This is a genomic window from Micromonospora tarensis, from assembly GCF_016803395.1.
In the GTDB taxonomy this organism is placed as follows: Bacteria; Actinomycetota; Actinomycetes; order Mycobacteriales; family Micromonosporaceae; genus Micromonospora; species Micromonospora tarensis.
In genome coordinates this window covers 1-13,599 of sequence record NZ_JAEVHL010000042.1, presented here as the reverse complement: position 1 = coordinate 13,599, position 13,599 = coordinate 1, and the positions used below count along the sequence as shown (strand labels likewise).

Here is a 13,599-nt window from a genome sequence, read left to right as displayed (position 1 = left end):
GGGTGTCGGTGCGGGCCGATAGGCTCGGTCGGTGAGCACGGAAACCGCACCCACAGCGGATCGGGTCACCGCACCGCCGCCAGCCGGGTGGGAGGAAGCGCGGGCGCGGGTCTACGCGGTCGGTCTGGCCGCCGTGCTGCCGCCGTCGCCCGGCCGCTCGTCGACACCGACGGGTCGACCCTGGCCGAGCCGCTGACCCCCCGTACCGACCTGCCCGCCTTCCCGACGTCCAGCGTGGACGGCTGGGCGGTGCGCGGTCGTGGCCCGTGGCGCGTCGTCGGCCGGGTGCTGGCGGGCAGCACTCCCGCGCCGCTCACCGAGGACGACACGACCGTCGAGATCGCCACCGGGGCCATGGTGCCCGACGGCGCCACCGCCGTCCTGCGGGTGGAGGAGTCGACAACCGTCGACGGCCTGGTCAGCGGCGTCCCACGGGCGGCTCCGGAGTGGCGGAAGCCCGGCGAGGAGGCGTACGCGGACGAGGAGCTGTTGCCGGCCGGCACGCCGGTGGACCCGGCGGTGATCGGCTTGGCGGCCTCCTGCGGCCACGACACGCTGCGGGTTCGGCGGGCACCGCGCGCCGCGCTGCTGGTCTTCGGCGACGAGCTGCTGACGGCCGGCCCACCCGCGGCCGGTCGCGTCCGGGACGCGCTGGGCCCGGCGGTGCCGGCGTGGCTGCGGCGCTACGGCTGTCAGGTCCGCCCGTCCGACGTGGTCGGCCCGGTGGCCGACACGCTGCCCGCGCACGTGGCAGCCCTCCGTTCGGCGCTCGCCAACGCCGATCTGGTCTGCACCACCGGCGGCACGATGAACGGGCCGGTCGACCACCTGCACCCGACCCTGGAGGCGCTCGGCGCCGACTACGTGGTCAACACGGTGGCGGTCCGACCGGGCTTCCCGATGCTGCTGGCCCGGCTCAGCGACCACGACGGGCGGGTCCGGTTCGTGGCCGGGTTGCCGGGCAACCCGCAGTCCGCCATCGTCGCGCTGGTGTCGCTGGTCGCTCCCCTGCTCGCCGGCCTACAGGGCCGCTCCATGCCGGTGCTGCCGCAGGTCACGTTGGCCGAGGCGGTGCCCGGTCGCGGCGACCACACCCACCTGGCGCTGGTCCGGCTGGACCGGGCCGCCGGCGTCGCGCGGCCGGTCCGACACGTCGGCTCGGCCATGCTGCGTGGCCTGGCCGGCGCGGACGGTTTCGCCGTCATCCGACCCGGCACCAGCGGCGAGCCGGGCGACCGGGTGCCGATCGTGCCGCTGCCGTTGCTTCCCGGGGAGCGTGTGTCGTGACCGCACCAGCGATCACCTTCGGCGAGGTCACCGACCAGCCGCTGGATCTCGCCACCCACGAGGCGGCGGTCGCCGACCGTCGGGCCGGCGCGGTGGTCTCCTTCCAGGGCGTGGTCCGCGACCACGACCACGGCCGCCAGGTCACCAGCCTGGAGTACGAGGGCCACCCCAGCGCCGCGCAGGTGCTGCGCGAGGTGGCCGCCGAGATCGCCGCGGAGCCCGACGTCTACGCGGTGGCGGTCTCGCACCGGGTCGGCGCGCTGGCGATCGGTGACGTGGCGCTGGTGGCCGCGGTGAGCACCGCCCACCGGGCGGCGGCCTTCGCGGCCTGCGCCCGACTGGTCGACGAGGTCAAGGCGCGGCTGCCGATCTGGAAGCGGCAGGTGTTCACCGACGGCACCGAGGAGTGGGTCAACTGCCCCTGACCGTTCAGCGCTGGCCGTTGACCACCACGGGCCGGGCGAGCCGGTCGCCGTAGAACGCCGGCTCCGCACCCGGTCGCCAGGGCAGCGCGGCGACCAGCACGATCAGCGCCACCGCGAGCGAGTTCTCCATCAGCGCGCCGAAGAGACCGTCCTGGTAGTGCGACATCTCCGGCAGCTGGTGCTCGTACGGCCAGATCGGCGAGATCAGGAAGAGCAGATAGAGCCCGATCGCGGCGACGCCGTGCCGGAGCCCGGTCAACGTCGGGTACCAGATCGGCGGGCGAAGCCCGTTCACCCCGGCGAGCCCGCCGAACACCGCACCCTGGCCGTTGCGCTGCGGTAGCCCCCGGCTCGCCTCCCGGCGGCGTACGGCGGCATCGGCCAGCACGATGATCGCCGGGATCACCCAGACCAGGTGGTGCGTCCAGGAGATCGGGCTGATCACGTTCGCGGTCAGACCGACAAGCGTGAACGCGGTCAACTCGTCACCGTCGGCGCGGGAGCTGGCCGCCCGGGACAGGCCCAGCGCCAGGATCAGCACCGAGAAGGCGAGCCAGAGCAGCCCCGGGGTTTCGATCGAGTCGTACAGCCGGGCCAGCAGGCCGGCCAGGGACTGGTTCGGCGTCATGTCCGCCGCGCCGACCCGCTCGGTCTGCCAGAGCACACTGCCGAAGTAGGTCCGTGACTCGTCACCGACGATCACGAAGGAGGCCGCCGTCACGCCGATCGTGGTGCCGATGGCGGTGGCCGCCACCCGCCACTGACGGGTGATCAGCAGGTAGGCGATGAACAGCGCCGGGGTGAGCTTGATCGCGGTGGCCAGGCCGATGCCGGCGCCGGCCCAGGCCCCGCCGTAGACGAAGCGCAGCAGCGGGCCGTCGGTCGCGGCGTAGTGGGTGCCCCGGCGGGAGCGCCAGCGCAGACCGATCAGGTCCGCCATGATCAGGGCGAACAGCAGGAGGTTGACCTGGCCGTAGCCGAGGGTCTCCCGACCCGGCTCGATGGCGACCGCGAGCGGCACCGCCACGACCACCGTGAACCACAGTGGCCACCCCAGTCGATCCACGATGGGGCGGAGCAGCCCGGCCAGCACCAGCGCCAACGCGGCGATGCTGGCGACGATGTTGGCCATGGCGGCCATGCCGACCGGGAGTTGGGCCATCGGCAACATGACCAGCCCGGCGAAGGGCGGATAGGTGAACCCGAGTGTGGTTTCGGGCGCGATGAACTCGTAGAGCTCGTGACCGCTCGCCCACCACACCACGCGCCGTGGTAGATCTTCATGTCGAAGAAGTTGTACGGCCGCCCGAAGGTACCGATGGCGAGCCATGCGGCGTAGGCGACGGCGGCCACGATGGCACCCCGTACGACATTCCTGCGATCGATCCCACGCGTTACGCGCTGGATTGGGGCGAGGCGGTCCGCCCGTCTACCGACAGCCGTCGGCATGGCGTGGCCACCCCCGTACCAAGGTCGTCCTACCCGTCCAGGTCCTGCACGGAGCCTAGAACGGCGCCTCACGTCAGTGCCTCCCGCGTTATGCGACCGTGTCCGATCCCACACATGTTTTTGACATTTCCACCGCGTTAACGCCTACCGGGTGGTTCAGGTAATTCGTGGCCTTAGCGGGGGGTGGGAGTGAGACAGGGCCGGATCGACGCAGGTCAGCCGGGGAGTCGCCGCGCGGTGGACGCGGACCGGACGGCGATCCGGGCCTCACGTCGGGCGGTACGGACGGCGCGCCGCACGGAACGTCGAGAATGGCCGATGCGGTGACCGGTCCGCCAACGCAGACCGGGCTTACCGCCGGTGTCGGCCGCGGCGAGCAGCAGACCGCCGAGGAGACCGAGGTTCTTCAGGGCGTGGATCTGGTTGTTGTTCTTGGCGATCGGGTCGTCGTTGTTCCAGAAGGGATGCCCGGCGATGGTCACCGGCACCAGGGTGCCGGCCAGCACCAGCGCGGCGGGCCGGCTGAGCCGACCGGTGGCCAGCATCAGACCCGCGCCGACCTGCACCGCCGCGTTGAGCCGGATCAGCGTCTCGGTCTCCGTGGGGAAGTTCGGATGTGCCTTCTTCAGCATCGGTGCGACCTTGTCGGTCACCGGTCGGGCGGCCGCCGTGAGCCGCCCGGGGTTGCGGAGGTTGCGATACCCGCTGACCACGAAGATGCCGCTCAGCATGGCGCGGGCGAGGGAGCGTACGGGCGTCATGGATCAGTCATACCCCTTCGCGACGTTTGCTACCCCGGCAACCGCAGGATCGGATCGGTACGCGTACACGTGCGCCACGCCGAATCAAGCGACAGTCACGGATGGACGGGCCGTGGCGGGTAACGTCGCGCGGGTGACCACGCTGCGGCTACGACCCGAGGACCCGGCCGACGCCGGCCCGGTCCGCCGCGTGCTGGCCGCCGCCTTCGCCCGTCCGGACGTGGCGACGCCGCCGGAGGTGAGCCTGGTCGACGAGTTGCGCGGCACGCCCGCCTGGCTGCCGCAGCTGGCCATGGTCGCCGAGTACGGCGGCGAGGTCGTCGGTTACGCGCTGCTCACCCGGGTGCGTCTGCGCCCGGAGCGCGGCGCGGACGTGCCCGTCCTGGCACTCGGCCCGGTGGCGGTCGCGCCGCACCGACAGCGGGTCGGCCACGGCACGGCGGTCGTGCAGGCCGCCCTGGACGCTTCCACCGAGCTGAACGAGCGGCTCGTCGTCGTTCTCGGCGCCCCGGCCTTCTACCGTCGGTTCGGGTTCGGCCCCGCGACGGAGCTGGGCCTGACCAGCCCGTGGGCCGGTCTCGGTGAGCCCTGGCAGGCGTTGGTGCTGCCGCCGTCCACCAGCGAGGAGGGCCCGCCGCCACGCGGCGAGGTGCTCTTCCCGGCACCCTGGTCGAAGGTCTGACCGGGCGCGACCGTCTTGCGGCGGTCAGGCCGGTTGGGTGCGTAGGTACCGCCCGAAGTGCGGGACGGTGAAGGCGACGGTGCCCCGTTCGCCGGAGTAGATCAACCCCTTCTTGATCAGGGCGTCCCGGGCCGGGGAGAGGCTCGCCGGTTTGCGGCCGAGGGCACGGGCGATCTCGGCGGTGGGCACCGCGGCGTCCATGTCGTCGCGGCCCGCCGCACCGGACTCGCCCTCGACCGCTGACAGCATGGCCATCGCCCGCATGTACTCGCGTTCGGCTGGAGTGGCCCGTTCGAAGCGGGACCCGAAGAACCCGACCGCCAGCTCGGCTTCCGCCTCGGGCGCGGCGACCCGTACGTCGGCGGCGGTGATCGGCGAGCGCGGCGCGTGGTCCCAGGTGGCCTTGCCGTACGCCTGGACGAAGTAGGGATAGCCGCCGGACTTCTCGTAGAGCAGGTCGAGCGCCTTCTGCTCGTACTCGACCTCCTCGCGCTCGGCGGGCGCGCAGAGCGCGTGGTCGGCGGCGATCCGGTCGAGCCGGTCGATGCGCTGGTAGCGGAACAACCGTTCGGAGTACGACTTGGCGGCGCTGAGCACGGCCGGTAGGTGCGGCAGGCCGGCGCCGACGACGATCAGCGGCGCGCCGAGCTGGGACAGCTCGTGGCAGGCGGCGCAGAGCGCCGACACGTCCTCCGGGCCGAGGTCCTGCATCTCGTCGATGAAGATGGCGATGCCGGTGCCGACGTCACTGGCCACGGCGGCGGCGTCGGTGAACAGCTCGACGAGGTCGATCTCGATGTCGCCGGAGTCCGCCCGGCCGCTGGCCGCCGGTACGTCGATGCCGGGCTGCCAGCGGTCGCGCAGCTTCGGGGCGGCACCGGCCCGGCCGGTCGGGGCGGACCGTTGGGCGAACGCCTTGAGCACGCCGAGGAACGCGTCGATCCGGTCGGGTGCGCGGTGCCGGGGCGCGAGTTCCCGAACCGCCATGTGCAGCGCGGCGGCGACCGGGCGGCGCAACGACTGGTCCGGTCGAGCCTCGATCTTGCCGCTGCCCCAGAGCCGGTTGATCGCCTGGGAGCGGAGGGTGTTGAGCAGCACGGTCTTGCCGACGCCACGCAGCCCGGTGAGCATCAGACTGCGCTCGGGCCGGCCCCGGGCGATGCGTTCCAGCACGATGTCGAAGACGTCCAGCTCCCGCCCCCGCCCGGCGAGTTCGGGCGGACGCTGGCCGGCGCCCGGCGCGTACGGGTTGCGGACCGGATCCACGCATCGCAGAGTATCGGGCCATCTAGCTGCGGGGCTAGACATGGATAGATGGGGCTACCGGCGTGTCGAGGTTGTCGACGTAAAACTAGGGCTGTCTAGCGTGGACGCTAGACAGCCCTAGTTTGGCCAATCGCGTTACCGCTTCTTCAGGCAGAGCACGTAGTCGAAGAGATCGATCGAGTTGTCGTGCACGTAGTTCGCGGTCGCCTGCGGCGCGAGCGTCTCGCACCGGTCCCCGTCGGTGGTCGCCGGAATCCGCAGCAGCACCTGATAGGTGTTCGGACCGCACGGCACCTTGCGCAACTCCGCGTCGTCCTCGCTGCCGTCGTTCACCACGCAGTCACCCCTCGCGAACTCCTCGTCAGGAGTCGGCGCGGCCGGCGTCGGCACGTCCCTGGGCAGCGCGGGCGGAAGGGCGGGCACGCTCACCGACGGGGTGGGATCGACGTCGTTGGCGGCGTCCGCGACTCTCCAGACCGCCCAACCGGCCAGCCCGAGGCAGGGGCAGAGCACGAGCAGCACCACAAGCGCGATGATGAGGGCGATCTTGCCGCCGCTCTTCTTCGCTGGTGGCGCGGGAGGCGTCGGGTAGCCGGGAGCCGGTTGGCCCCACGGCCCGGTCGGCTGACCCGGCATCGGCCCGGCCGGCGGGAACGGCCCGGGCGGCGGGTAACCCGGACCCGACGTCGGCGGTGGACCCCACTGCTGCCGGGTCGGGTCCTCCGGGGGCGGCGGCGCGCTCCACTGGGGCACTGTGGGATCGGCTGCCGGTGGGCCGTCCGGCCCGGTGGGCGGGCGCTGGTACGGGTCGTCCGGCTGATCCGAACCCGGTGGTCCGTAGGTTGTCATGTCATCCCCGGGGTGGGTGGTCTCTCAGCGTTGCTTCAGGCAGAGGACGAAATCGAGAGTGTCCAGCTCGCTGTCGAAGAAGTACCAGTTGGTGTAGCCCTCGACCTTCGCGCACTTGGCCTCGGCGTCCCGCTCACCGCTGGTCGGGCCGTCGATCCGGCTCAGCACCTGGTACGACTTCGCCGCGCAACCACTGATCAGCAGCTTGGGCTTGCCGCCGGCCACTCCGTCGTTACGCACGCACTGGCCGACCTTGGCGAATCGGGGATCGGCCGACGACTCCGGCGCGGCGGCGCTCGACGTGGGTGCGGCCGTGTCCGCGCTGGGCTCGCTGGCCGCAGCCGGACTGGTCGGGGCGGCAGCCGGCGCCGGCTCGTCCCGCTCCCGGCCGAGCCAGAACGCCGCGCCGGCGGCCACCACCAGCAGCAGCACGACGGCCAGTACCGCGATCAGCGGCCCGCGACCGCGTCGGCTCGGCGGCGGCTCATCTCCGTACCGGTCGTCGTCGAGCGCGTACGGTTGCCCGCCGTACGCCGGGCCTGCCGGAGCCGGCTGGTACGAGCCCTCGTAGGGCGGCCCGGGCTCGCGGCCGTAGGGCGGTTCGGCCCCGCCGCCGTACGGCCCGGGTCGTCCCGGCGGCGCCGACGGGTACGACGGACCCGCCGGCGGGTAGGGCTCGGGCGACGGTGGGTAGGGCTGCTGCGCCGGGCGAGCGCGCGTCTCGTCGGGTCGATGCCCACGCCACGGGCCCGGGCTGCCGCCTCCCGGTGGTCCGTAGTTCGTCATGCCACCCTCCTGCGCAAGTGGTGAGAGGCCGGCCACGAACGCGCGACGCCGACTCCGACGTCACCGTAGCGTGGTCGACTGATGAGCTCACCTCCACCGAGCGCCACAGCCCTCGCCAGCCGTGCCGCCGCCGCCACGCCGACCCTGATCTGGACCGCGTTGATCGTGGTCTACCTGCTGTGGGGTTCCACCTATCTGGCCATCCGGGTCGCCGTGGAGACGCTGCCCCCGCTGTTGTCAGCCGCCCTCCGGTTCGCCGTGGCCGGCCTGGTCCTGGCGGTGGTGCTGCGGCTGCGTCGCGGCCCGGGCTCGCTGCGGGTGGACCGGCGGCAACTTGGTTCGGCCGCGCTTGTCGGTGTGCTCCTGCTCGCCGGCGGCAACGGGCTGGTGGTGCTCGCCGAGTCCGGGCCGCCCGGAGTGGCGGTGCCGTCCGGGATCGCCGCGCTGCTGGTGGCCACGGTGCCACTGCTGGTGGTGCTGCTGCGCTCCGCGACCGGCGACCGGCCGCCGGTCTGGACCTTCGCCGGGGTCACCCTGGGCTTCGTCGGCCTGGTCCTGCTGGTGCTGCCCGCCGGCGACTCCGCCGCGGTGCCGCTGCTCGGGGCGTTGACCGTGGTGGCGGCGGCCACCTCCTGGTCGCTCGGGTCGTTCCTGTCCGGACGGATCCGGATGCCCGCCGACCCCTTCGTGGCCACGGTGTACGAGATGATGGCCGGCGCGCTGGTGCTGGCCGTGATCGCCGCCGGCCGGGGCGAGCTGGGCGAGTTCCACCCCTCGACGGTCAGCACCCGGTCGTGGCTGGCGCTGGGCTACCTCATGGTGGCCGGCTCGCTGGTGGCCTTCACCGCGTACGTCTGGCTGCTGCACAACGCCCCCATCTCGCTGGTGGCGACGTACGCCTACGTCAACCCGGCGGTAGCGGTGGCGCTCGGCGCGCTGCTGGTGGCCGAACCGATCACCCCGCAGGTGCTGCTCGGCGGTGCCGTCATCGTCGCCGGGGTCGCCCTGGTGGTGACCACCGAACGGCCCCGCCGGGCGAACGCGGGATCACGATCGGGGGCCACGGCGGTGGACGACCGCCGGTAACGTCCGGCCCATGTCGGCCGCTGCGCTGGTCGGGGTGGCGCTGCTCGGCGGGTCGGTCGGTGTCGTCGTACCCTCGCTGGCCCGACGCTTCGCGACCACGCCGGCCCGGCTGCGGCGTGGCACCTGGCTGAGCCCACCGGTGGCGGCCGTGGTGTTCGTCGGGCTCGCCGCCGCGCTGCCGGACGACCCGGCGCTGCCGGTCTTTCTCGCGGTGGCGGCGGTGGGGCTGGTGCTGGCCCAGGTCGACCTGGCCTGCCTGCGGCTGCCCGACCCGTTGGTCATCGCCGCCGGGCTGCTGGCCCTCGCAGGCCTCACCGGTGTGGCGCTGCTGGGCGACGCTCCGGCCCGGCTGCTCGGCGCGCTGGCCGGCGCGCTGGTCGCCGGCGCGGCCCACGTGCTGCTGGCCCTGCTCCCCGGCTCTCGACTGGGCTTCGGGGACGTGAAACTCGCCGCCGTCCTCGGCCTGCCGCTCGGCTGGCTGGGCCGGGACGCCCTGCTCGCCGGGTTGCTCCTGCCGCACCTGCTGCACGGCGCACTGGTGCTCGGCCTGCTCGCCGCGCGACGGGTCCGCCGGAACACGCTGCTGCCGCTGGGCCCGGCCCTGCTCGCGGGCGCCTGGCTGGCGGCCCTCTTCGGCTGATCGGCCCACTGTGGCTCCACCGGGTAACGAGGCCCGCCGGGTGGCCTCACCCTGCGTGCAGGTCGCCCGCCGGCCAGGTCCGTGCGAGCGGTATACCTGTGAGTCATATTTATGCCTCACAGGTATACCGTTCATCGGGCACAGTGGGTCGGCGCCGCCCGGAAGCGCCGGGAACCCGGGAGCGCCGCACGGTCGGGTGGCCGACCTCAGATCAGGCGGAGCTGGCGGTCCTTCGGACGGCGGGGCTCGGCCTCGCCGAACCGTTCGAACAGGCCGGGATCGATGGCAGCGAGGTACGGCGAGGGTGCGCAGTCGCGCTCCGCGCCGTGTCGGGTGCGGCGGGCGGCGTGACTGACGTACAGCCGGTCCTGGGCCCGGGTCAGGCCGACGAAGAAGAGCCGGCGCTCCTCGGCGACAGCGTCCTCGTCGGGCGTCGAGCCCGGCCAGCGTAGCGGCAGCAACCCGTCCTCGACGCCGACCAGGAAGACCACCGGAAACTCCAGGCCCTTCGCCGCGTGCAGGGTGAGCAGCGTGACCGCCTCGGCGCGCGGGTCGAGGGCGTCCACCTCCGCGCCGGTGGCCAACTGCGACAGGAAGGTCTCCAGGTCGTCGCCGCAGCGCCGGGCCAGCGGGGTCAGCAGGTCCACGGCCGAGCGGACGTCCTCCGGTCGGACCGCGCTGCTGGCCCCGTCCAGGGTGGGCACGGCGAACCGGTCGGCGACCACCTGGCCGGCCAGCCGCACCCGGGCGGCCAGCGAGCCAGCCAACCCGTCGGCGTGCCGCAGTTCGCGGGCGATGGCGGTCACCCCGGGACGGTCCCGCAACCGGTCGTGGGAACGCTTCTGCACCGGAATGTTGGCCCGGGTCAGGGCGTCGACGATCGGGGCGGCCTGCGCGTCCGTGCGGTACAGCACGGCGATGTCGGAGAACGACAGCGAGGTCGACCGGCCGTCGATGCGGCCCGAGTCCAGCGAACGGTGCGACAACCCGCCGACCAGATCGTCCACGGTACGCACCACGAAGTCGGCCTCCTCGGCGACCGACGCCGCCGGGTACCGGCCGACCAGCGGGGCCTCCGGGTCGAGGCGGGCCGGGTCCAGTCGCCGGCCCCGGACCAGCGAGGACGGTGCGATGGCCTGCACGGCGGCGGCCAGGATCGGAGCCGACGAGCGGTAGTTGCGGTTGAGCCGGACCAGTCGGGCGTCGGTGAAGTCCTCGGAGAAGCGCAGGAAGTAGCCGACGTCGGCACCCCGGAACGAGTAGATCGCCTGGTCCGGGTCGCCGATCGCGCACAGGTTGCCGTCGGCGGGGCTGAGCAGTCGCAGCAGTTCGTACTGCACCGCGTCGACGTCCTGGTACTCGTCAACGAAGATCCACCGCCAGCGGTCCCGGTACCGCTCGACCAGCTTCGGGTCGGCCCGCAGCAACTCCACCGGCAGGCTCACCAGCTCGTCCAGGTCGACCAGGTCCTGCTTGCGCAGCAGGGCGGTGTAACCAGCGGCATCGTCGCCGGCCTCCGACCGGGCCGCCGCCCGCTCGGCGTCGTCGGCGATCCGGAAACCGGCCGGCAGGCCCGCCGCGTCGGCGTTCTCCCGCAGGATGGTCAACCCCAGCGCGTGGAACGTGCCCACTGTGACGTCCTCGGCGACCGGACCGAGCAGGCCGTCGAGGCGGTGCCGCAACTCCTCGGCGGCCCGGCGGGTGAACGTGATCGCGAGGCAGTGCTCGGGAAAGACGTTCAGCTCCGCGCAGAGGTACGCGATCCGGTGGGTGAGGGTCCTGGTCTTGCCGGTGCCCGGACCGGCCACGATGAGCAGCGGACCGCCCGGTGCGGAGGCGGCCACCCGCTGCATCGCGTCCAGTCGGTCCAGCAGACCGGTGCCGACCTCCTCCATGCCGGCGAGCATCGGCTCGAACGGTTCGTGCGGTGACGGCGGCGACGCGATCGGCGCGCGGGCGGCGGGGCCGGCGGCTTGCGCTTCGGCTCGGCCTTGGCCGCCGCCGGGCGCTTGGCCGTCGCCCGAACCGCCGGCTCCTCGGGGCGTCGCTGCGCCGGCACGGGTACGTCGAACAGCGTCTCCTGTGCGGTAGCGGCGTTGGCACCCAGCTCCGCCGGATCGAAGAGCGTGATCACCCCGTACTCGCCGTCGTAACCGGGCACCCGGCGAACGTCGCCGCGCCGTAGCCGCCCGATGCCCTCCGCGAGCAGTTCACCGCCGACCTGTGCGATGTCGCTCAACGGCGTCCTGGTCAGGATCTCCAGCTCGGGGCCGAGGGCGGCGACCAGTTCGTTGAGCCGCCCCTCGACCCTCTTGGACCGGGCGCCCACCTTGTTGATCTCGCCGAGGATCTCGGCCAGCGGCACCAGGTGGGTGACGTCCCGGGCGTGCGTCGGCCGGTGCCCGTCCGGGCGGTCGGCCAGCTCCTCGACCCGGCTGAGGACACCCACGGTGAGCGGCTTGCCGCACTCGGGGCACCGCCCGCCGGCCGCGCGGGTGCGCTCCGGAGACCAGTTCACCCCACACAGCCGGTGCCCGTCGGCGTGGTACTTGCCCTCCTCCGGGAAGAACTCGATGGTCCCGGCCAGGCCGTCACCGGTCCGCAGCGCCTCCCGGACGGCGAAGTAGTTCCGTTCGGCGGTCAACACGGTCGCCTCCCGGCCGAGGGCCGGCGGGGAGTGCGCGTCCGAGTTGGACACCAGCTGGTAGCGGTCCAGGCTGCCGACCCGCCAGTTCATCGCCGGGTCGGAGGAGAGCCCGGTCTCCACGGCGAAGATGTGCTCGGCCAGGTCGGCGTAGCAGTCCGCGATCGCGTCGAAGCCGGACTTCGAGCCCAGCGCGGAGAACCACGGCGTCCAGATGTGCGCCGGCACCAGGTAACCGTCCGGGCTGGCCTCCAGGGTGATCTCCAGCAGGTCGCGGGAGTCCAGTCCGAGGATCGGCCGGCCGTCCGAGCCGAGGTTGCCGATCCGGCCGAGCGCGGTGTTGAACCGGGCCACCGCGTCCAGATCAGGCAGGTAGATCAGGTGGTGCACCTTGCGGGTCCGGTCGTCCCGCTTGTAGATGGTGGAGATCTCCACGCTCAGCATGAACCGGACCGGATCCGCCTCCGCCGCACTGGCCAGCCGGGGCGGCAGCCGGCGGGCGACGTCCCGTTCCGCCTCCGGGTCGAGCCGGTAGAGCCCCGGCTCGGCCGGGCGCAGCGTCTCCCGCAGGTGGTCGTACCAGGCGGGGTGGGTGAAGTCGCCGGTGCCGAGCAGGCCGATGCCCTTGCGCCGGGCCCACCACGCGAGGTTCGGGGTGGTGAGGTCACGGCTGCACGCGCGCGAGTACTTCGAGTGGATGTGCAGGTCCGCGACGAAGGGCGGGAAGCCACCGGGGGGTACGGCGCTGAACGGGGGCACGCCGCATCCTGTCACGCCCGCCACGCCGGCCGCCTGCCGCCACGCGCGGACGTGACGTCCGCTATGCCGAGCGCAGTTCGACCAGACTGATCTGCGGCTCGGCCCCGACCCGGACCGGGGGGCCCCAGAAACCGGCGCCGTTGGTGACGTACACCTTGGTGCCGTCGACCTCGCCGAGCCCGCTGACCACCGGCTGCTCCAGTTTCACGGCAAGGTTGAACGGCACCATCTGCCCACCGTGGGTGTGCCCGGACAGTTGCAGGTCGACGCCGTACCTGGCCGCCTCCTTCGCCGCCAGCGGCTGGTGCGCGAGCAGGACCACCGGGCGGCTCGGGTCGCGGTCACCGAGGGCGGTGGCGAAGTCCGGCCCGGCGGCGAGCCCGGTGCCCTCTCCGGTCAGGTCGTTCACCCCGGCGAGGTCGAGCACACCACCCCGGGCCTGGATCTCCTGCCGCTGGTTCTGGAGCACCCGCAGGCCGAGCCGGTCGACCTCCTGGACCCACTCCTCCACACCTGAGTAGTACTCGTGGTTGCCGGTGACGAAGAAGCTGCCGTACCGGGAGCGCAGGCCGCGCAACGGTTCGGCGGCCGAGCCCAGCTCGGCGACCGAGCCGTCGACCAGGTCGCCGACGACAGCGACCAGGTCGGCGTCGAGCCGGTTGATCGCGGCGACGATCCGCTCGGTGTGTGCCCGGCCGCGCAGCGGGCCGAGGTGGATGTCGGAGACGGTGGCGATGCGCAGACCGTCCATGCTGCGGGGAAGCTTGGCGAGTGGGATCCGCACCCGGTCGAGGCGGGGCGGGCCGAGGGCGGTGCGAACGCCGTACCCCACCACGCCGGTGGCGGTGAGCCCGGCGAAGATGGCCGCCCCACGGGCCAGCAGCAGCCGGCGGGCCGGGTCGTGATCCGGTGCCGCGACGGCGCCGGTGGCCGGCGGCTCGGTCGGCCCGGCGGCACCGACCAGC

The 13,599-nt window shown here is 73.1% G+C and carries 8 protein-coding genes and 4 pseudogenes; 5 read left to right on the top strand and 7 right to left on the bottom strand.

Going from position 1 to position 13,599, the window contains the following annotated elements; all coding sequences use genetic code 11:
- Positions 1–31 precede the first annotated feature (31 nt).
- Both JM949_RS11795 and JM949_RS11790 read left to right on the top strand, forming a co-directional pair.
- A pseudogene (locus JM949_RS11795) lies at positions 32–1,287 on the top strand (molybdopterin molybdotransferase MoeA).
- Positions 1,284–1,712: a molybdenum cofactor biosynthesis protein MoaE gene (locus tag JM949_RS11790; RefSeq protein WP_203148441.1), complete on the top strand. Its 429-nt coding sequence runs from the start codon at positions 1,284–1,286 to the stop codon at positions 1,710–1,712. The pseudogene JM949_RS11795 and the gene JM949_RS11790 overlap by 4 nt, the downstream one beginning before the upstream one ends.
- A 4-nt stretch (positions 1,713–1,716) precedes the next feature.
- Here JM949_RS11790 and JM949_RS11785 read toward each other — a convergent pair.
- Both JM949_RS11785 and JM949_RS11780 read right to left on the bottom strand, forming a co-directional pair.
- Positions 1,717–3,161, bottom strand: a pseudogene (locus tag JM949_RS11785) (glycosyltransferase 87 family protein).
- Between the two features lie 215 nt (positions 3,162–3,376).
- Entirely contained in the window at positions 3,377–3,922 is a 546-nt protein-coding gene (locus JM949_RS11780) for a DoxX family protein (protein WP_203148440.1), read from the bottom strand.
- A 133-nt stretch (positions 3,923–4,055) separates the two neighbouring features.
- Here JM949_RS11780 and JM949_RS11775 point away from each other — a divergent pair, with 133 nt between their 5' ends.
- Entirely contained in the window at positions 4,056–4,604 is a 549-nt protein-coding gene (locus JM949_RS11775) for a GNAT family N-acetyltransferase (protein WP_309232117.1), read from the top strand.
- Between the two features lie 24 nt (positions 4,605–4,628).
- Here the strand turns inward: JM949_RS11775 and JM949_RS11770 are convergent, their stop codons facing one another.
- The 3 genes and pseudogenes from JM949_RS11770 to JM949_RS39655 form a co-directional block, all read right to left on the bottom strand.
- Positions 4,629–5,870, bottom strand: a complete 1,242-nt coding sequence (locus JM949_RS11770; protein WP_203148438.1) for an ATP-binding protein — start codon at positions 5,868–5,870, stop codon at positions 4,629–4,631.
- 135 nt (positions 5,871–6,005) lie between these two features.
- Positions 6,006–6,506 carry an LppU/SCO3897 family protein gene (locus JM949_RS36880; RefSeq protein WP_309232119.1) on the bottom strand — a complete coding sequence of 167 codons (501 nt, stop codon included), beginning with the start codon at positions 6,504–6,506 and terminating at the stop codon, positions 6,006–6,008.
- 237 nt (positions 6,507–6,743) lie between these two features.
- Positions 6,744–7,016 (bottom strand): annotated as a pseudogene (locus JM949_RS39655) (LppU/SCO3897 family protein); the annotation flags it as partial.
- Positions 7,017–7,586: 570 nt separating this feature from the next.
- On the opposite strand from JM949_RS39655, the gene JM949_RS11755 reads away from it, so the two are divergent.
- Together JM949_RS11755 and JM949_RS11750 are read left to right on the top strand one after the other, a co-directional pair.
- Positions 7,587–8,591, top strand: a complete 1,005-nt coding sequence (locus JM949_RS11755) for an EamA family transporter (protein ID WP_203148435.1) — start codon at positions 7,587–7,589, stop codon at positions 8,589–8,591.
- 10 nt (positions 8,592–8,601) lie between these two features.
- Positions 8,602–9,231, top strand: a complete 630-nt coding sequence (locus JM949_RS11750; RefSeq protein ID WP_203148433.1) for an A24 family peptidase — start codon at positions 8,602–8,604, stop codon at positions 9,229–9,231.
- A gap of 206 nt (positions 9,232–9,437) precedes the next feature.
- On the opposite strand, the pseudogene JM949_RS11745 reads toward JM949_RS11750, so the two are convergent.
- A pseudogene (locus JM949_RS11745) lies at positions 9,438–12,634 on the bottom strand (UvrD-helicase domain-containing protein).
- A 61-nt stretch (positions 12,635–12,695) separates the two neighbouring features.
- A partial coding sequence (locus JM949_RS11740) for a metallophosphoesterase (RefSeq protein ID WP_203148431.1) occupies positions 12,696–13,599 on the bottom strand: 904 nt, incomplete at its 5' end.